Annotated in this window: 15 protein-coding genes; 4 read left to right on the plus strand and 11 right to left on the minus strand. The window is 70.2% G+C overall.

Annotated elements, in window-relative coordinates; all coding sequences use genetic code 11:
- Positions 1-40: 40 nt before the first annotated feature.
- From HUW10_RS06745 to HUW10_RS06760, 4 genes are all read right to left on the minus strand, one after another.
- Positions 41-589, minus strand: a complete 549-nt coding sequence (locus HUW10_RS06745) for a demethoxyubiquinone hydroxylase family protein (RefSeq protein WP_174502795.1) — start codon at positions 587-589, stop codon at positions 41-43.
- Entirely contained in the window at positions 586-1062 is a 477-nt protein-coding gene (locus tag HUW10_RS06750; RefSeq protein WP_174502796.1) for a disulfide bond formation protein B, read from the minus strand. Before HUW10_RS06750 ends, HUW10_RS06745 begins: the two co-directional genes overlap by 4 nt.
- 95 nt (positions 1063-1157) lie before the next feature.
- Complete coding sequence (locus HUW10_RS06755) at positions 1158-1631, minus strand: peroxiredoxin (protein ID WP_174502797.1); 474 nt, start codon at positions 1629-1631, stop codon at positions 1158-1160.
- Positions 1628-4537 carry a bifunctional [glutamine synthetase] adenylyltransferase/[glutamine synthetase]-adenylyl-L-tyrosine phosphorylase gene (locus HUW10_RS06760; protein WP_174502798.1) on the minus strand — a complete coding sequence of 970 codons (2910 nt, stop codon included), beginning with the start codon at positions 4535-4537 and terminating at the stop codon, positions 1628-1630. Before HUW10_RS06760 ends, HUW10_RS06755 begins: the two co-directional genes overlap by 4 nt.
- A gap of 17 nt (positions 4538-4554) precedes the next feature.
- Here HUW10_RS06760 and HUW10_RS06765 point away from each other — a divergent pair, with 17 nt between their 5' ends.
- The 4 genes from HUW10_RS06765 (at position 4555) to HUW10_RS06780 (ending at position 10404) form a co-directional block, all read left to right on the plus strand.
- Positions 4555-7653 (plus strand): AsmA-like C-terminal region-containing protein, encoded by a 3099-nt coding sequence (locus HUW10_RS06765; RefSeq protein ID WP_174502799.1) that lies wholly within the window; start codon positions 4555-4557, stop codon positions 7651-7653.
- A gap of 104 nt (positions 7654-7757) precedes the next feature.
- Complete coding sequence (locus HUW10_RS06770) at positions 7758-8507, plus strand: electron transfer flavoprotein subunit beta/FixA family protein (RefSeq protein ID WP_174502800.1); 750 nt, start codon at positions 7758-7760, stop codon at positions 8505-8507.
- A gap of 2 nt (positions 8508-8509) precedes the next feature.
- A complete protein-coding gene (locus tag HUW10_RS06775) occupies positions 8510-9445 on the plus strand; it encodes an FAD-binding protein (RefSeq protein WP_174502801.1) in 936 nt (311 codons plus the stop codon).
- An 83-nt stretch (positions 9446-9528) separates the two neighbouring features.
- Positions 9529-10404: a 3-hydroxybutyryl-CoA dehydrogenase gene (locus HUW10_RS06780; protein ID WP_174502802.1), complete on the plus strand. Its 876-nt coding sequence runs from the start codon at positions 9529-9531 to the stop codon at positions 10402-10404.
- A gap of 235 nt (positions 10405-10639) precedes the next feature.
- On the opposite strand, the gene HUW10_RS06785 is transcribed toward HUW10_RS06780, so the two are convergent.
- From HUW10_RS06785 to HUW10_RS06815, 7 genes are all read right to left on the minus strand, one after another.
- The gene (locus HUW10_RS06785; protein ID WP_236656261.1) at positions 10640-11530 is read right to left on the minus strand and encodes a DMT family transporter; all 891 of its coding nucleotides are present in this window, start codon (positions 11528-11530) and stop codon (positions 10640-10642) included.
- A 45-nt stretch (positions 11531-11575) separates the two neighbouring features.
- Positions 11576-14134: a bifunctional acetyl coenzyme A synthetase (ADP forming), alpha domain/GNAT family N-acetyltransferase gene (locus HUW10_RS06790; protein WP_174502803.1), complete on the minus strand. Its 2559-nt coding sequence runs from the start codon at positions 14132-14134 to the stop codon at positions 11576-11578.
- A gap of 243 nt (positions 14135-14377) precedes the next feature.
- Complete coding sequence (locus HUW10_RS06795) at positions 14378-14722, minus strand: hypothetical protein (RefSeq protein ID WP_174502804.1); 345 nt, start codon at positions 14720-14722, stop codon at positions 14378-14380.
- A complete protein-coding gene (locus HUW10_RS06800; RefSeq protein WP_174502805.1) occupies positions 14704-15201 on the minus strand; it encodes a hypothetical protein in 498 nt (165 codons plus the stop codon). The genes HUW10_RS06795 and HUW10_RS06800 overlap by 19 nt, the downstream gene beginning before the upstream one ends.
- Positions 15202-15206: 5 nt before the next feature.
- Positions 15207-17099 (minus strand): potassium transporter Kup, encoded by a 1893-nt coding sequence (locus HUW10_RS06805; protein WP_174502806.1) that lies wholly within the window; start codon positions 17097-17099, stop codon positions 15207-15209.
- Positions 17096-17887, minus strand: a complete 792-nt coding sequence (locus HUW10_RS06810) for a (Fe-S)-binding protein (protein WP_174502807.1) — start codon at positions 17885-17887, stop codon at positions 17096-17098. The genes HUW10_RS06805 and HUW10_RS06810 overlap by 4 nt, the downstream gene beginning before the upstream one ends.
- Positions 17884-19083, minus strand: coding sequence for a murein transglycosylase A (locus HUW10_RS06815; RefSeq protein WP_174502808.1), 1200 nt, complete (start codon positions 19081-19083; stop codon positions 17884-17886). Before HUW10_RS06815 ends, HUW10_RS06810 begins: the two co-directional genes overlap by 4 nt.

A 19083-nucleotide genomic window follows, 5' to 3' on the forward strand; every position in this document is an offset into this window, starting at 1 on the left:
TGCCAACCGCCCTGCCCTGCCGGCAATGCCGTGCTGCGGATCAGATCCGCTCGCTGATCGCGATCGCGGCGCGGCAGCCGATGCGGATGGCGCCCGACAGCAGGCGGTAGAACGGCGCCTGCTCGGCCTCGTTGGCGAGGCCGATATCCCGGTGTTCCAGCTCCTCCTGGCGGAAGGTCTCGATCGTCGCGGAAAGCTCGGGCTCGGCATCGCCCAGGCGGTCGCGCTGGGCAGCGTAATGCGCGTCGATGGTTTCCTCGACGGCAACGGTGCAGGCCATCGCGGCGCGCGGGCCCATCGCCGCGGTGGCGGCGCCGAGGGCGAAGCCGGCGATGCGCCAGAGCGGCAGCAGCGCGGTCGGGCGCACCCGGCGCTCGCCAACCAGGCGGGAGAACGTGTCGAGATGGACCTGCTCCTGCGCCTTCATGTGGCGCAGCGTGTCGCCATGGCGGCCGCGGCCGAGCACGGCGAGCTGGCCGGCATATATCTGTTTGGCGCCGAATTCGCCGGCATGGTCGACCCGGATCATGCGGGCGATTTCGGCGGGCGGCGTGCGGTCGCCGGGGAGATAGTCGATGTCTTTGCTCATGCGTTGCTCCGTCTGTCACGGAAGATATGCGCACTTGCCGCGAGCGCCACCACCAGCGACCAGATCAGGTCCATCGTCGCGAAGGAGACCGGCAGGAAGGGGATGAGGAAGACGGGTGAGTCGCACGAGGCGGAGGGGCGAAGCGGCAGGTCGGCGCCGAAGGAGGGCGGCGGCGCGTTGCATTCCGGCAGCGGGCTCTTCCACCAGTGCTGCTCGGCGCCGACATGGACGAAGGCGATCGCCACGTTGACGAAGAGTGCGAGGGCGGCAAGGCCGATCAGCACCCGTGCCGGCAGGCGCGGCAGGATTGCCGCGAGAATGCCGAGGGCGGCGGCGATGCGCCAGGGCCAGCGCTCGATATAGCAGAGCGGGCACGGAATCATCCGCAGCACATCCTGGGCGAAATAGGCGGTGCCGAGGGCGGCGAAGGCGGCAAGGGCGAGAAACAGGCCATAACGCCGGTGCGATGTCATGATGCGGATATGCCGGAGGGGCTGGCGGCGCGCAATCCGGCGGGACGCAGGCCGGGCATCACGATCAGTGGCGCCGGTGGCCCCGCCGGGCTGGATCATGCCTTCTGAAGTGCGGCGGCGGCCTCCGTCACTGCCTTGGCGTGGCCGGGCACCTTGACGCCGTGCCACGCCTTCGCGATGCGGCCATCCGCCCCGACCAGGAAGGTCGAACGGTCGATCCCCATGTATTTGCGGCCATACATCGATTTCTCGACCCAGGCGCCGAAGGCCTCGACCACGGCGCCGGATTCATCCGAGGCAAGCGGAAAAGCGAGATTGTACTTGGCGGCGAATTTCTCCAGCGCCGGCATCTTGTCCTTGGAGACGCCGATGACGTCGATCCCGATGCCGCCGAGTGCCGGCAGCGCCTCCTGGAAGGCGCAGGCCTCCTTGGTGCAGCCGGGGGTGTCGGCCTTCGGATAGAAATACAGGATGAAGGGCCGGCCCTTGTAGCCGGCAAGCGAAACGGTGCGCCCGCCGGTCGCGGGCAGGGTGAAATCCGGCGCGTGGTCGCCTTCGGCAACGCTCATGCTGTGTCTCCTCGTGGATTGGTGATGCCGCGCGGATCGCCGAGATGGCGCACGAAGGACGTGCGGACGAAGGCGGCCTGCGCCTCCATCGTGGCGATGATCCCGTCGAAATCAAGCGCACCGGCGGCGGCGAGAATGGGGGCAAGGGCGGATTGCGGCGACTCCGGGCGGGGATCGGCGAGGCCGGTGATGCGGCGCATGGCCTGCACGGCGCGATACCAGCGATCGGCTGCCGCGAGCGCGCTGGCCTCTTCGGGGTCGAGCGCGCCACAGGCTTCGAGTTCAGCCAGCGCCTCGGCGGTGCGCTGGCGGAACCGCGCGGGCGCGCCGCGGAAATGGACGAGTTGCAACGCCTCGGCGATGAAGCCGAGTTCCATCATGCCACCTTCGCGGTGCTTGAGGTCGAACGGGCCGGCGGGCGGGGCGTCGCGCGCGAGGCGGGCGCGCATCGCCACCGTGTCGGCGCGGGTGGTCGCGGGCGGGATGTCGCGCGCGAGGGCGGCGCGGAACTCGGCATCGACCACCGGCGCGAAACCGCGGGTGGCGGCGAGCACGCGCGCGCGGGTCAGCGCGAGGCGTTCCCACGTCCAGGCTTCCTCGGCATGGTAGCGGCGGAAGGCGGCGCGGGAGACGGCGACCGGCCCCTTGTTGCCGGACGGGCGCAGCCGCATGTCAACCGCATAGATCGCCCCCTCGGCGCCGGGCGCGGTGATGGCGGCGACCAGCGCATGGGCGAGGCGCAGGAAATACTGGCTGGGCGGCAGCCGGGCAGCGGCGGCTTCGGGGGGATGGTCGTAGATCAGCATCAGGTCGAGATCGGAGCCGGGCTGCATCTCGCGCGCGCCGACCCGCCCGAGGGCGACGATGGCGAAGCGCCCGCCCCGCACCCGGCCGTGGCGGGCGGCGAAATCGGCCATCACCCGCGGCAGCAGCGCGACCAGCGCGGCATCGGCGAGGTCGGTGCGCCAGAGCGATGCCTGGTCGGCGCTGATCCGGCGCTCCAGCGTTGCGACCGCGAGGTGGAATTCCTCGCGCCGGACGAAGCGGCGCAGCGTGTCGAGCGCGGTTTCGAGATCGGCGGCGTCACGCAGCAGGCGGCGCAGTGCCGGGCCGGGGCGGGTAAAGCGGGCGACCGGGGCGAGCAGCGCATCGAGCGCGCCGGGATGGCTGGCGAGATGATCGGCGAGCGGCGGGGCGGCGCCGAGGACGGTCGCCAGCCGGTCGAGCAGTGCCGGGTTGTGCTGGAACAGCGAGAGCAGGCTGACGCCGGCACTCTGGCGTTCCAGCATCCGGTCGAACCGGCGGAAGGCGAGATCGGGGTCGGGCTGGCGGCCGAGGGCGCGCAGCAGCGCGGGCAGGATGGAATCGAGCAGTTCGCGGGCGCGGGCGGTACGCAGCGCCGGCAGCGTGCCGTTGCGCCAGAGACGAAGCCTGACCGCGAGATGTTGCGGATCGGCGAAGCCCAGCCCGCGCGCCTGCTCGGCGAAGGCGGCGGGGGCAGCGCCGGACTCGCCGGGATCGGGTGCTGCATCCTCGTTGCGGCCCGGATCGGCGTCGAAGAAATCGGCGAAGAGGGCGTTCACGGTCTCGCAGAGCGCATCGAGCCATGCGGCAAACCGCGCGGCGTCCGGCATGTTCATGAAGGTCGCGAAACGGGCGAGGCCGGCCTCGGTCTCGGGCAGGGTGTGGGTCTGGCGGTCATCGACCATCTGCAGCCGGTGCTCGACCTGGCGGAGCGCGCGATAGGCGGCGGCGAGGTCGCGCGCGGCGGCGCGCGGCAGGTGGCCGGCGGTGGCGAGCGCGCGCAGGGCCGGCAGCGTCGCCGGGATGCGCAGCGCCGGCTCGTGCCCGCCCCAGACCAGTTCCAGCGTCTGCACGATGAATTCGATCTCGCGGATGCCGCCGCGGCCGAGCTTGACGTCGCGCCCGGCGATGCGGCCCGGGGCGTCGCGCCGGCGCTGATCGATCCGCCGCTTCATCCCGTGGATTTCGGCGACAGCGGCAAAATCGAGATTGCGGCGCCAGATGAACGGGCGGATCTGCTCGAGGAAGGACGCGCCGAACGCGCGGTCGCCGGCGACCGGCCTTGCCTTGGAAAACGCGGCGCGCTCCCAGGTGCGGCCCTGGCTTTCATAGTAGCTGAGCGCGGCGGCGAGGCTGACCACCGGCGGGGTGGCGGCGGGGTCGGGGCGCAGGCGCAGATCGACGCGGAAGACCATGCCATCCGCATCGCGCTCGGTGAGCAGCGGAACGAGATCGCGCGCGAGACGCGCCATGGCGGATTGCGAATCGTCCCGGTAAACGGAAGATGAAGGATCGAACAGCAGCACGAGGTCGATATCGCTCGAATAGTTCAACTCGCGCGCGCCGAGCTTGCCCATGCCGAGCACGGCGAAGCGGCTTCCCCGTTCGGGATCGGCCGGATCGGGCAGGCTGATGGTGCCGCGCGCGTGCAGGTGACGCAGCAGATGGCGCAGGGCGAGGCCGATGCTGGCATCCGCGAGGTCGGACAGGGCGGCGGTGACCTGCTCGACGCTCCAGGCCCCGGACAGGTCGGCCAGCGCGATGGCCAGTGCGGCACGGCGCTTGGCCTGCCGCAGGGTGCGGCCGATCGCGGCGCGGGTGGCGAGCGGATCGGCATCGCGCAGCAGGGCCAGCGCCTCTTCCATCACCGGGCCGGCACCCTCGGCGAGCACGCGCGGCGGAATGTCGGGCTCGCGCAGGGCGAGATGGGCGAGATGCGGCGCATTGCCGCCGAGACAGTCGAGCAGGGCACGACCAGGTGCCGCATCGGCGAAGCGCCGCGCGGCGGGGCCGATGGCGACGAAATCCGCGACGAACGACGCGGCGGCGCGCGTATCGGCGGGGGGCGGAAATCCGGGAGCCGGCGCCAGGAATTCGTTCATGCGTTCCGGAGTGTTCGATGAGGCGGCGGCTGCGTCAAGCCGGGCGGGTCGCCGGGCATGTCGGCCATCACGGCGCGCGGCTGGCGGGGACGTTGGCGCTGGTCGCGCTGCTGCTGCTGGGGGTCGCGGCCTGGCGGCTGGGCCAGGGGCCGGTGGACCTGCCGCCGCTCGCCGCGCGGATCGGCGCGGCGGTGAATGCCGCCGAGCCGGGACTGACCGTCACGGTGGGGGGCGCCGGCCTGGCCTGGGAAGGATTCCGGCGCGGCGGCGCGCCGATCGACCTACGCCTTGCCGACATCGTCATCCGCAACCGCTCGGGGGCGGTCAAGGCGCGGATCTCGACGCTGCGGGTCCGGCTCGGCCTTGCGGCGCTGATCCGCGGCGCGATCGCGCCGATCAGCATCGCCGCCCACGAACCCGCCATCGTGTTCCGCCCCGCCTTGCAGAAGCCGGCCGGGCTGGCAGCGCCGCCGGTCGCGGTCGGGGCGCTGCTGACGCTGATTTCGCAATCGCCGCGGACGGGCCGTCTCGACCTCGCCGGGCTGCGGCGCATCCGCATCACCGGCGCGCATGTCGCCATCGAGGCGGCGGGCGCGCTGCCAGGCCTTGCGGCGAACGACGGCGCGCTGGTCTTCACCCGCCGCCCGGGCGGGCGGATGAGCGGCACCGCGCGGGCCGATTTCCGCAATGGCGGCACGACGATCCCGCTGGTGATGACGATCGTCGGCGAGGCCGGCAAGGGTTGGGTGACGGCGCTGCTCGGGCCGTTCGACCCGGCGCGGCTGATCCGGCGCGGCTCCCCGTTCGCAGCGGTCGATCTGCCGGTCATGGTCGCGGCCTCGTGGCCGGTCGGGCAGTTCCGGACGCCGGAACTCGATCTCGGCGTCAGCGCGGGACGCGGGAGCATCGCGGCGGGAACCGGGCAGCTGCCGCTCACCGGTCTGCAGGCCCACGCGGTGGCCACGCGGGATGCGGTCCGGCTGACGGATGCGCGGATCGGCCTTGCCGGGGCAAGCGGCGCGACCGGACCGGTGGCGCGACTGCATGGGCGGATCGCGCTGCGCGGCGCCCTGCCCACCACGCTCGATGCGGCGATCGACCGGGTCCAGGCCACGGACCTGCCCCGCGACTGGCCGCCCGGCCTGCTGGAGGATGCGCGGCGCTATGTCACCCGGCACATCACCGCCGGGGTGGCGCAGGACGGGCGGTTCCACGCCATGTTCGATCTCGCGACCGGCGCGCTCGCACCGGGGGCGGCAACCGGCAGCTTCACCGCGCGCAATGTGCGGCTCGACTGGTTCCACGGCGCGCCGCCGATGACGGGGCTGGCCGGGACGCTGCATTTCACCGCCGATGACGCGCTCGACATCGACGCGACGGCGGGCCAGCTCGGCGGCCTTGCGCTGCGCGGACACATGCGGATCACCACGCTCAGCCGGCACGACCAGACGGCGATCATCGACGCCCATGCGGCCGGCGGGCTCGCCGATGCGCTGGCCCTGCTGCACGGCCCGCCGCTCAGGCTGAAGACCGGCCGATTGCGGCTGGACCTGGCGAGCGGGCGGGTGGCGGCGCGGATCGAGGCGAAGGTGCCGCTGATCCGCCGGCTCGCCCTCTCGGACATCACGATCCGGGCAACGGCGGGGCTCACGGCGCTGCATCTGCCCCTGCCCTTCGCCGGGCTCGCGCTCGATGGCGGCAGCGCGGCACTGGAGGTCGATCCGCACCATCTGGCGCTGCATGGCAGCGGAAGCGTGGCGGCGACCGCGACGCGCTTCACCGCGTCCATGGCGCTGCCGGGCGGGCAGCTTACGCTGGTCGCGCAGGCCGACGCCACGCGGCATGCGCTGGCGCAACTCGGCCTGCCGGTTGCGGCCTGGCGGGCGGGGGCGGCGCCGCTCACCGTGACCTATCGCGACGGGGCAAGCGGCGGCGTGCTGGATATCGGCGCCGACCTGACCGGCACGACTCTTGCCGCACCCGGCTTCGGCTGGCGCAAGGCAGCGGGGCAGCCCGGCCGGGCGACGCTGCGGATCGGGCTCGGCGGCGGCGCATTCGCCGGGCTGGAATCGGCGCATGTTTCGGCACCCGGCCTGCGGTTCGACGGGGTGCGACAGGCCGGTCGCCTGGCCATCGAGGCGGCGCGGCTCGGCCCGTTGCAGGCCAGCGGCACGCTGACGCCGCCGGCAGCCCCCGGCCGCCCGTGGCGGGTTTCGCTGGCCGGCGGCACACTCGATCTGGCCGGGCTGATCGCCCGCGCCCGCGCGCAGCCGGGCACCGGTGCCGCGCCCCCTGCCCAAGCTCCGCGCCCGGCATCTCGCCCCGCATCGCCCGGCCCGGCCTGGCAGCTGCGCGCGCGATTCGCCCATCTGCGCCTGCATGCCGCACCGGCCCCGGTAGCGGGGGCGGCGGAGATTGCCGCGACGGGGAACGGCGCGCGACTCGCAGGGCTGGACGCGACGCTCGAACAGGCGCCCCAGCGACGCGCGCGGCTGAGCTATCACCGCAGCCCAGGGGGGGCGCGACTCCGGCTCGATGCGCCGGATGCCGGCGCGCTGCTCGCGGAGGCGGGCATCACGAGCGGGGTGAGGAACGGCACGCTGACATTCGATGCGACGCGGCAGGGCGGCATGATGAAAGGGCGCCTCGGCATCGGCGATTTCCGGCTGACCGAGGCGCCGGTGATCGCGAAAGTGCTGCAGGCGCTGACCATTTATGGCATGCCGGCGGCGACCTCCGGGCCGGGACTTGCCTTCACCCGGCTGGTCGCGCCGTTCACCATGGCCGGGCAGGTCGTGACGCTCGGCGGGGCGCGGGCGTGGTCGCCCTCGCTCGGGTTCACCGCCACGGGGCAAATCGATCTCGGGCGGAAGCACTACGACCTCTCCGGCACGATCGTGCCCGCCTATGCACTCAACACCCTGCCCGGTCGGATTCCGCTGATCGGCCGTCTGTTCAGCCCGGAGAAAGGCGGCGGGCTGTTCGCCGCGCGCTACACCGTGGCCGGGCCGTTCGGATCGCCGCGGGTGATGGTCAACCCGGTCTCGGCGCTGGCGCCAGGTTTCATCCGCGACCTGTTCGGCATCGGGCCGCCGGAACCGGGCCAAAAACCTTGACGCAAACGTCAGGAAGCATCCGCAAAGATTGACTTGCCGAACGACGCCCCATAGATCATCCAGCAAAGAACAGCGACGCGAAACGCCAAACCTGTGGAGTGACCATGAAGCTGCTGGTGCCTGTGAAGCGTGTGGTTGATTACAATGTGAAGGTCCGCGTGAAATCGGATGGCAGCGGGGTCGAACTCGCGGGCGTGAAGATGTCGATGAACCCGTTCGATGAAATCGCGGTCGAGGAAGCGGTGCGGCTCAAGGAAAAGGGCGTGGCAACCGAGATCGTCGCGGTGTCGATGGGCGTGAGCGCCTGCCAGGAAACGATCCGCACGGCGCTGGCGATGGGGGCGGACCGGGGCATCCTGGTCGAGACCGAGGCCGAGCTGCAACCGCTGGCGGTGGCGAAGATGCTCAAGGCGCTGGTCGCGCGCGAGCAGACCGATCTTGTGATCATGGGCAAGCAGGCGATCGACGACGACATGAACGCCACCGGCCAGATGCTCGCCGCCCTGCTCGGCTGGCCGCAGGGCACTTTCGCCAGCAAGGTCGCGATCGCCGACGGCACCGTGACGGTGACGCGCGAAGTGGATGGCGGGCTGGAGACGGTCGCGCTGAAGCTGCCGGCGGTGGTGACGGCGGATCTGCGGCTGAACGAGCCGCGCTACGCCTCGCTGCCGAACATCATGAAAGCGCGCAAGAAACCGATCGAGACGGTGAAGCCGGAAGATCTGGGCGTCGACCCGGCGCCGCGGCTGACCACGCTGAAAGTGGCCGAGCCGCCGCAGCGCAAGGCCGGGGTCAAGGTCGGCTCGGTGGCCGAGCTCGTCGAGAAACTGCGCAACGAAGCGAAGGTGATCTGATCATGGCAGAGGTTCTGGTTCTCATCGAGCACGACGGCGCACACGTGAAGCAGCCGGCGCGCAGCGCGGTTGCGGCGGCGGCGAAGCTCGGCACGGTGCATGCCCTGGTTGCCGGCGACGGCGTGGCTGGCGCAGCGAAGGAAGCCGCCGCGATCGCCGGGGTGGACAAGGTTCTGGTCGCCGACAGCAAGGCGCTGGCGCACGCCCTGGCCGAGCCGCTGGCCGACCTGATCGTGAAACTTGCCGGCAATTACACGCATGTTCTTGCCGCCTCGACCGCGACCGGCAAGAACGTGATGCCCCGCGCCGCAGCCCTGCTCGACGTGCAGCCGATCAGCGACATCGCCGGGGTAGTGGATGCCGACACCTTCGTCCGCCCGATCTATGCCGGCAACGCGATGGCGACGGTGAAATCCGCCGATGCGAAGAAGCTGATCACCGTGCGCGCGGCGAGCTTCGATCCGGCCCCGGCCGAAGGCGGGACGGCGACGATCGAGACGATCGAGGCCGGGGTGGATTCCGGTGGATCGAGCTTCGTCGGCGCCGAGCTTTCGAAGAGCGAGCGGCCGGAGCTGACGGCGGCACGGATCGTGATTTCCGGCGGCCGCGGCATGCAGAACGGCGAGAATTTCGGCAAGCTGCTCGACCCGGTCGCCGACCGGCTGGGGGCCGCGGTCGGCGCCTCGCGCGCGGCGGTCGATGCCGGGTTCGTGCCGAACGATTACCAGGTGGGGCAGACCGGCAAGATCGTGGCACCGGATCTCTACATGGCGGTCGGCATTTCCGGCGCGATCCAGCATCTCGCTGGGATGAAGGATTCCAAGGTGATCGTCGCGATCAACAAGGACGAGGACGCGCCGATCTTCCAGGTCGCCGATTACGGCCTGGTGGGCGACCTGTTCACCCTGCTGCCGGAGTTGCAGAAGGAACTCGGCTGAGCCCTGCGGGCTTGAGCGACATCAAGGCGCCGGGCGGCCGTAAAGGCTAGCCCGGCCTCTGTTTCGATCGGAAGGAAATGCAGATGGAGATCAGGACTCTCGGCGTGCTCGGCGCGGGCGCGATGGGCAACGGCATCGCGCATGTCGCCGCCCTGTCCGGGCTCGATGTCGTGCTCGTCGACACCGCGCAGGCGGTGCTGGAGAAGAGCATGGCGACCATGCGGAAGAACCTCGAGCGCCAGGTGCAGAAAGGCACGATCGACGCCGCGTCCGAGGCGGCAGCCCTCGCCCGCGTCTCGCCGATGACGACGCATGACGCCTTTGCGGCATGCGACATGGTGATCGAGGCGGTGCCGGAGCGCGAGGAGATCAAGCGCGCGGTCTATGCGCAGGTGATCCCGCATCTCGCACCGCACGCGATTCTCGCCTCCAACACCTCGTCGATCTCGATCACCAAGCTCGGCCGGGCCTCGGGGATGGCGGAGCGGTTCGTCGGCATGCATTTCTTCAACCCGGTGCCGATGATGAAGCTCGTCGAGGTGATACGCGGGCTGGAGACCTCGGATGCGACGGTTGCCGCGGTCGAGGACCTGGCGAAGCGGATGGGCAAGATCACCATCGCGGCACAGGACATGCCGGGCTTCATCGTCAACCGCATCCTGGTGCCGATGCTCAACGAGGCGGTGTTCGCGCTGCACGAGGGGATCGGCGACGTGGTGTCGATCGACAACGGCATGAAACTCGGCGCCGGGCACCCGATGGGACCGCTGACGCTGTGCGACCTCGTCGGGCTCGACGTGGCGCTGGAGGTGATGCGGGTGCTGCATGCGGGGCTGGGCGAGGACAAGTATCGCCCCTGCCCGCTGCTGGTGAACTATGTCGAGGCCGGCTGGCTCGGCCGCAAGACCGGGCGCGGCTTCTACGACTATTCGACCAACCCGCCGACGCCGACGCGTTAGAGCATCATCCGATCAGATGGAAACATCTGATCGGATAAAGATGCTCTAATAAACCAAAAGACAGAGCACGACATCCGATCCGGATGGATCGGAACGTGCTCTGAAGCATCATCCGATCAGATGGAAATATCTGATCGGATAAAGATGCTTTGACAACCAACAGGATAGAGCTGGATCGTCAACCGAAAACCCGGCGCCGCGTGGCGCCGGGTTGTTGCGTTTTGCGGAGCCCGATTCAGGATTTCCACTGGCTGAGCACGACGCTGGCGATGATCAGCACGCCGCCGAGAACCTGGGCGGAAGCGAAGATCTCGCCAAAGGCAGCACCCACAAGCCCGGCCCAGACCGGCTCCAGCGTGTAGATCAACGTGGCGCGGTTCGCGGGGATGCTGCGCTGCGCCCAGTTCTGCGCGACCAGGACGAAGGCGGTGGCGAGGCCCATGCCGGTCATCGCCGCGAAGGGAAAGGCGTGGGTCGTGATCATGATGCCGCCGCGCACCGCCTCGACGGCGAAGGAGATGACGCTGACGGTGGCAAGCTGCACAATGGCGATGCGGCGCGGATCGGCGGTGAGGGCGCTGTGGCCGATCAGCACGATTTCGAGTGCCGCCCCCAGCGCGCCGCCCAAGGTGAGCCACTGGCCGCGGTCGAAGGCGAACGACAGGCCGGTCATGCCCGAGACGAGGACGAGGCCGGCGAAGGCGAGCGCGAGGCCGGCGAGCGCGAACAGGCCGGGGCGGCGGCGGAAGATCAGGAATTCGAGCAGCGGGACCATCGGCACGTAGAGCGCGGTGAGAAAGGCGGATTCGCCGCTCGCCACGGTGCGCAACCCGTCCGCCTGCAAGCCATAGCCGAGGAAGAGGATCAGGCCGATAGTAACGCCGCTCGTGATCTCCCTCCGGGTGAAGCTCGCCGGGTGCGGGCGGGTCACCAGAACGACGGCGAGTGCGGCGACGCCGAAACGCCAGCCGACAAAGGCATAGGGGCCGATATAGGGCAGCGACAGGCGGGTAAGCAGGAACGTCCAGCCCCAGATCACGGTCACCGCAAGCAGCACGATGACCGGGGCGTTCGGACGCGACAGGAAGCTGGAGACCGGCGATGACGGGCGGGCGATATCGCTCATGATCTCTATCAACGCGATCGCCGCGCGCGCGGCAAGCCCGCCCGCTCAGGTGAGGCGCAGCCTTGCTTCCACGACATCCTCCTCGCCCGGAATATGGGCGATCGAGAAGCCGAGATGGCGGATGAAGGCGAGCATCGGGTGGTTGTCGGCCAGGACCTGGCCAACCATGTCGATCACCCCCTCGTCGCGCGCCCAGTCGATCAGGTCGCCCATCAGCACCGAGCCGAGACCGACACCCTTCGCGCCACTCTCGACGAGGATGGCGAATTCGCCCTCGGTGCCGTCGGTATCGGAGCGGACAAGGCGGGCGACGCCGACCGTCTCGGCGGTCGCGGTCTCGACCGCGATCAGGGCGAGTTCACGGCCGTAATCGACCTCGGTGAGACGCACCACCTGCTCGGGCGCGAGCTGGCGGACGGCAGAGAAGAAGCGGAAGCGGACATCCTCCGGCGCGAGGCGGGTGAACAGGCGCTGATGGGCGGCGGCGTCTTCCGGGCGGATCGGGCGGATCTGGAACACCCGCCCCTTCAGCGTCAGCGTATGGGCGAGATGGGCGGGATAGGGGGTGATCGGCAATTTCGCGCGCCGCTCGCCGGGCGCGTGCAGGGTGATCCGGACATTGGCCGCCACCACTCCCGCGCCGGTGGCGAAGAGCGGATCGATGTCGAGGCGCTCGATTTCCGGCCAGTCGACCACGAGCTGGCTGATGCGGACGAGGGTGCCGGCGACTGCGGCGCGGTCCGCCTCGTCGATGCCGCGGGCGGGACGGAGCAGCGCGTTGCCGCCGGCGCGGCGGATCAGCCCCTCGGCGAGCTTCAGGTTGAGCGGCGGGAGATCGAAAGCAAGGCGCGAGGCGTCGGTGGCATCGCCGCCGCCGGGGCCGAAGCCGATGGTGGGGCCGACAAAGGGCTGCTCGCCGACCAGGATGCGCAGTTCGCGCGCACGCGGCAGCTGGTGCTGGACGAGGAAGCGCGCGCCCTCGGGGAAATCGCCCCGGCGGCGCAGGCGGGCGGTGATCAGCGCGGCCGCGGCCGCGGCGGAGGCGGCGTCCGGCAGGTCGAGCGAGACGCTGCCCTCGGGGCGACGCTGCGCCAGATCGGGGTGGGAGACCTTTACCACCACCGGAAAGCCGAGCGACGAGGCCGCCGCCGCCACATCCTCGGCCGTGTCGACGATGCGGGTTTCGGCGGTTTCGATCCCATAGGCGCGCAGGATGGCGAAACACGCATCCTGCGGCAGGGCGGTGCGGCCGCCATTGCGGGCGAGGGACAAGGCGGCGTGGACGGCCGTGCGGTCGGGGGCGACATCGAGCACCGCGGAGGGCGGCAACTCGCGGGCGGCAGCGCGGATGGCGGCGTGGCGGAGCAGGTCGCCGAACCCTTCGACCGCGCGTTCCGGCGTGGCGAAAGCGGCCACCCCGGCCTCGGCCAGGCGGCGGCGCTGCGGGGCGGCGGTGGTCTCGCCGAGCACGGCAGCCAGCAGCGGCGCCCTGATGCTGCCGGAACAGGCGATCAGCCCGGCGATCGCGGCATCGTCCTCCGGGCCGGACGGGGCATGGATCACGAGCACGCCCCCCACCTCGGGCGCCGCGGCGAGCATGGCCGCGACATCGGCAAGGCGGGTGCCGGGCGTATCCGGCAGGGCGATCGGGCCAGAGGCAGGCGGCAGGTCGCCCAGCAGCAGGCCAAGAACCCGGCGGGTTTCGTCCGACAGCACGGCAAGCTCGATGCTGGCGGCGAGCGCCGTGTCGGCGGCAAGGCGGCAGGCGCCCTCGCTATTGCCGAGAATGGCGAGGCGCTCGCCCTGGGCGGGACGGGCGCGGGTAAGGGTTTCGGCGGCGGCGAGGAACTCGCCAAGGCTGGTGGTGAGCAGCACGCCGGCGCGGCGCAGCGCGGCCTCGAACCCGGCCAGCGCGATGCCGCTCGGATCATCGAGTCGCGCGCCGGGAACGATGGCGACGATCGGGCGCAGGCGTGCCGCCGCGCGGGCGGCCGAGAGGAACAGCCGCGGGTCGCGCAGCCCGGCGATTTCCATCAGGATCGGGCCGGTACCGGGGTCGCGCGCGAGATGATCCAGCACCCGGCCGAAGCCGATATCCGCATTGCCGCCGATGCCGACGACATGGGAAAAGCCGATGCCGTTGGGCGCCGCCCAGTCGATCACCGCGCGCGCCAGCGCCGGGGACTGGCCGAGCAGCGCGACGCGGCCGGGCGGGGGCGGCATGTGGCTGCGCAACGCGTTGAGCCGCGCGGCGGGCGCGGCGATGCCGAACGAGCGCGGGCCGATGACCCGTACCCTGGCAGCGAGCGCGATCTCGCGCAGCCCTTCGACCGCGGCATAGACCACCGCCGCGCCGCGGACGCGGCCGGCAAGGCCGGCGATGATTCCGGGAACCGCTTCCGGGGGATCGGCGATCAGGGCGAGATCGACACCGCCCTCATCCTCGCCGGGACGCACGATCCGGCCGGGAAAGCCGCCTGCCGCCAGCGCGTTGCCCAAAGCCTCGCCCAACGCCGTCCCTGCCCCCGAGAGCAGCACGGATTTCGGCGCGAACAGGGCGTCGGGATCGAAGCGGTTGACGATGGAATAGCCAAGCGGCTTCATCGCGTCTCCTTCGGCCGGCAGGGCACCCCACGCGCAATCGGCGCGTGGTTCGATGCCGGGCAGGACACTAGAGCATCACCGGATCAGATGGAACCATCTGACCGGATGATGCTCTGTTTATCAATGTAGTAGAGAACTCCATCCAATCCGGATGGATCGGAAAGTGCTCTAGACCGATCCGCCGTCCGATGAAACCGCCCGTGCGGGTAGCGCCGGGTCAGCCGATCGGGCGGCGCGGGGCACTCAGCTCGAAGGGCCGATGATTTTCGGCTCCGGCAGGGCGGCACCGCCGCCGACATAAGCCGGATTGGCGTTGCGCACGCAGCGGGCGATCATGTCACGGCGGGCGTGGACCTGGGCCAGGCGATCATAGGGCGCCGCGGCATCGGGCGTGCCCTGGAACGGGGTGGCGAACTGGTCGGTGCGGGAGAGATAGGCGTAGTTGTGTGTCCGGTCATAGGCATTTGCCTGCTGGGTGCAGGCGGCGATGTCGGCCCGCTCGGCCGGCGAGGCGGGCGGCGGCGCGCCGAAGGTGCAGGCGGCGAGCGGCAGGCTCAGCAGGGCGAGGGTCAGGATCGGGCGCGGCATGGCGGTTGTTCCTCGGATTGGCACGGCAGCAGTTGCGCGCGCAGGGCGTTCTCGTCGAGAGCCCCCGTATCGGTCAAGACGGTGCGGGCGGCCGCGCCGAGCAGCGCGCCGTCCAGCTCGGCGCTGCCCTGATCGAGCCGCACGAACCGCGCAGCCCATCCCCCCTGCGCGAGCAGGGCGACGAGGCCGAGCAGCCGCAGGCAGACGGAGATGCCATGCGCCGTCGAGAGATCGGCAATACGGTCGACCGAGGAGGCCCAGACCCTGGCGTCGCGGTCGCGCAGCACGACATCGGGGCCGCCGGCGAAGCGGAAGCCGCGGCGCGGCCCTTCGGCGCCGGCGCGAGCGGCGGAATGTGCTGCTTCCCATGCCTGTTCGAGATCGCGCTTCTGCACCCGCGGCAGCCGGGGCGGCGACAGCGGCACGAGATGCAGTTCGGTACCATCGGCAGCGACGGCGCGGGGAATGGCGGCGGCCATGCCCGTCAGATGGCGATCCGCACGCCGAGTTCCACGACGCGATCGGACGGGATCTTGAAGAATTCGGTGGCCGAGATCGCGTTGCGCAGCATGAACAGGAAGATCGCCCGGCGGATGAAGCCGAGCTTGGGCACGGTCGCGGCGACGATGGTCTCGCGGCCGAGGAAATAGCTGATCTGCATCGGGCTGAAGGGCAGGCCGCGCTCGCGCAGCAGGTCGAGCGCGCGGGGAATGTTGGGGCTTTCCATGAAGCCGAAGGAGAGCAGCACGCGATAGACCCCCTCGGAGAGTTCCTCGATCTTGGCGCGCCTCGCATCGCCCACGAAGGGCACGCCGGGGTTGCGCACGGTCACGAATACCACGGTCTCGTGCAGCACCTTGTTGTGCTTGAGGTTATGCAGCAGCGAGGAGGGTGTGTATTCGGGGTTGCCGGTCAGGAAGACCGCGACCCCGGGAACCCGGACGATGCGCGATTGCGGCAGCCGGCCAAGGAAGGAGGCGAGCGGCAGGCTGTCCTGCTGCCAGCGCTGGTACAGCAGGGCGCGGCCGCGGCGCCAGGTGGTCATGATGGTGATGAGGCTGAAGCCGATGGCGAGCGGCACCCAGCCACCATCGAACACTTTCAGCACGTTGGAGCTGAAGAAGGCGAAATCGACCAGGCCGATCGCGCCGAACACCAGCACGGTGCGGCGGAGCGGCCAGTTGAAATGCCGGCAGAAGACGAAGGCGGCGAGCGCGTTGTCGCACAGGAAAGTGCCGGTGACGGCGATGCCGTAGGCCGAGGCCAGCGCGGCGGATGAGCCGAAGCCGAGCACCAGCAGCACGACGATGACGAACAGGAAGCTGTTGACCGGCGGGACATAGATCTGCCCCTGCTCGGTCTCGTTGGTGTAGCGGATCGGCATGCGCGGCAGCAGGCCGAGCTGGATGCACTGGCGGGCGACCGAATAGGCCCCCGAGATCACGGCCTGGCTGGCGATCACGGTGGCCATCATCGCGAGGACGACCATCGGACCGCGCAGCGCATGGGGCACCATGACGAAGAACGGGTTGGTCACCGCATGCGGATCGCGGATGACGAGCGCACCCTGGCCGAAATAGTTGAGCAGCAGGCAGGGCAGGACGAAGAACAGCCAGGACACGCGGATCGGCTTCGCGCCGAAATGCCCCATGTCGGCGTAGAGGGCCTCCGCCCCCGTCACCGCGAGGACAACCGAGCCGAGTGCGATGAAGGCGAGGAAATCGTGCCTGACGATGAACTCGAAACCATAGATCGGGATCAGCGCCTGCAGCACGAAGGGATGCTGGATGATCTGGTGCAGGCCGAGCAGGCCGAGCACGCCGAACCACAGCGCCATGATCGGGCCGAAGGCGCTGCCGACTCGCGCCGTGCCGAAGCGCTGGACGACGAACAGCACCAGGATCACCGCGATGGCGACGGGCAGGACGAATTCCTTGAGCCCGGGCGAGACCACCTCCATGCCCTCGACGGCGGAAAGCACCGAGATGGCCGGGGTGATCGTGCCGTCGCCGAAGAAGAGGCCGGCACCGCAGATGCCGATGATGCCGACGATCCATTTCGTCCGGTCGGACTGGGTGACGCGCTGGGCGAGCGCCATCAGCGAGAGTGTGCCGCCCTCGCCCTCGTTGTCGGCGCGCATGATCAGCAGGACGTATTTGATGGTGACGGTGATGACCAGCGCCCAGAAGATCAGCGACAGCACGCCGAACACGTCGGGTTCGAGGGAATTTTTGGTCGAGAAATAGCTCAGGCTGGTCTGCACCGCGTAGAGCGGCGAGGTGCCGATATCGCCGTAGACGACGCCGAGCACGCCAATCAGGCCGGCGAGACGGAGCTTCTCGCCGGGCGTGCCGTGCGGAGCCGCGCTTTCGCTCAAGCGGCGCTCCCGTCCCGGCCACGACCGATCGGCGGCACCTCGCCGGTCATGCCGGCAAGCACCTCGGCGACGTGGCGCACGGCGACCGGCTTGCCCTCGCGCGTCAGGCGGCCGGCCATGTTCAGCAGGCAACCGAGATCGCCGGCAAGCAGCAGGTCCGCACCGGTGGACACGATATCGGCCGTCTTGTCCGACACCATGCGGGCCGAGATGTCGGGATGCTTGACGCAGAACGTGCCGCCGAAGCCGCAGCAGACCTCGGGCGTGTCCATCTCGACGAGTTCCAGCCCCCCGACGCGGGAGAGCAGCGCACGGGGCTGCTCCTTGACGCCGAGTTCGCGCAGCCCGGCGCAGGAATCGTGATAAGTGGCGCGCTGCGGCAGGGCGACATCGAGCCCGGCAAATCCCATCACGTCGACAAGGAAACTGGTCAGCTCGAAGGTTTTCGCGGCGATCTCGTCGGCCTTGAAGCGCAGGTCGGGGTCGGCCTCGAACAGGCCGGGCATGTGCTTGCGGAGCATGCCGGCACAGGAGCCGGAGGGGGCGACGACATAGTCGTAGCCGGCGAGCGCGGTGAGCAGGCCTTCGGCAAGGGCGCGGGCGGTTTCATGATCGCCCGAATTGTAGGCGGGCTGGCCGCAGCAGGTCTGCGCCCGCGGTACCTCGACCGTGCAGCCGGCCGCCTCGAGCAGGCGGATGGCAGCGAAGCCGACGCTCGGCCGGTAGAGATCGGCGAGACAGGTGACAAAGAGGGCGACGCGCGGGCGCGCCGCGGCGGCTTCACTCATGAGGACGCTCCCTTGGCGGATGACGATGTGGCGGCCTGCCGGGGCAGGAGGACGAAGATGCGGCCGGTTTCGGCCTCGGCGCTCGCCCGCGCCGCGGCCTTGCTGCCAAGGCCGAAGAAGATCTGCAGCGCCGAGGTGCCGTGCGCGCCGACATCGACATCCTGCGCCGTGGTCAGGCGGGCGAGCGTTTTGGTGGCGATGAAGACCGGTGCGCCGAGCGGGATCGTCTTCGCGTCGACCGCCGCCGAGCCTTCCGGTGCCAGCGGCACGTCGAGCGCGCCCGGCGTGCCGAGACCATCCGGCACGCCACGGATCCGCTTGAAGAACACGTAGTTCCTGTTGGCGTCCATCAACCCGCGCGCGGCTGTGGGATGGGCGAGCAGCCAGGCGCGGATCGAGGTGATCGAGACATCGTCAGGCTTTAGATACCCCTTCTCCACCATCAGCTTGCCGATCGGCGTGTAGACACGCCCATTGGTGCCATCGAACCCGAGATCGATCAGCGTGCCATCCGGCAGGCGCAGCCGGGCCGCGCCCTGGAGCTGGATCATGTAGGCATCGACCGGGTTCTTCACCCAGGCCACGACCTTGGCGAGGCGGCGGATCGCACCGCCCTCGATCTGGGCGCGGCTGTAATAGGGAACCATGGTGCCGTAGCGCAGCCGACCGACGATACGCCGCTTGCCCGTCGTGTCGCGGAAGGCGGAAAGATTGGCGTCCACCAGGTCGCGCGGGCGGGCATAGATCGGCACGACATAGCCGTCTTCGCGGATTTCCGAACCGGGGTAGACCGGCTCGTAATAGCCGGTGATGCGGGTGGTGCCGGAGGCGGCATAGGGCACGAGCCAGGTCTGGAAGAAGCTCTGCGCCGCTGCCGCGTCATCTGGCGGCACCGACGTCGCGGCGGCGCAGGCGTCACGCCAGTCGCCGGCCTTGCCGCCGAGCGTGTCCGCAAGGCCAGCACCGCCCAGCGCCTGGTCGACCGGCATCACCGAGATCACCTTGCAGGAGCGCTGGAACGCCGGCAGGCCGGCGACGGCTTCATTCACGCTCCAGCCCGGCAGCGCGCTGTAGGCAACGCGGGACAGGCCGGAAGCGGCGCTATCCTGCCCGCCGGGGCGCGGCAGGGCACAGCCGGCGAGCAGAAGGAGGGCGGCGAGGCACGCCGGAGCATGACGCGACAGGAGAGCGCGCAT

This window comes from Acidiphilium sp. C61, from assembly GCF_905116885.1.
Classification (GTDB): Bacteria; Pseudomonadota; Alphaproteobacteria; order Acetobacterales; family Acetobacteraceae; genus Acidiphilium.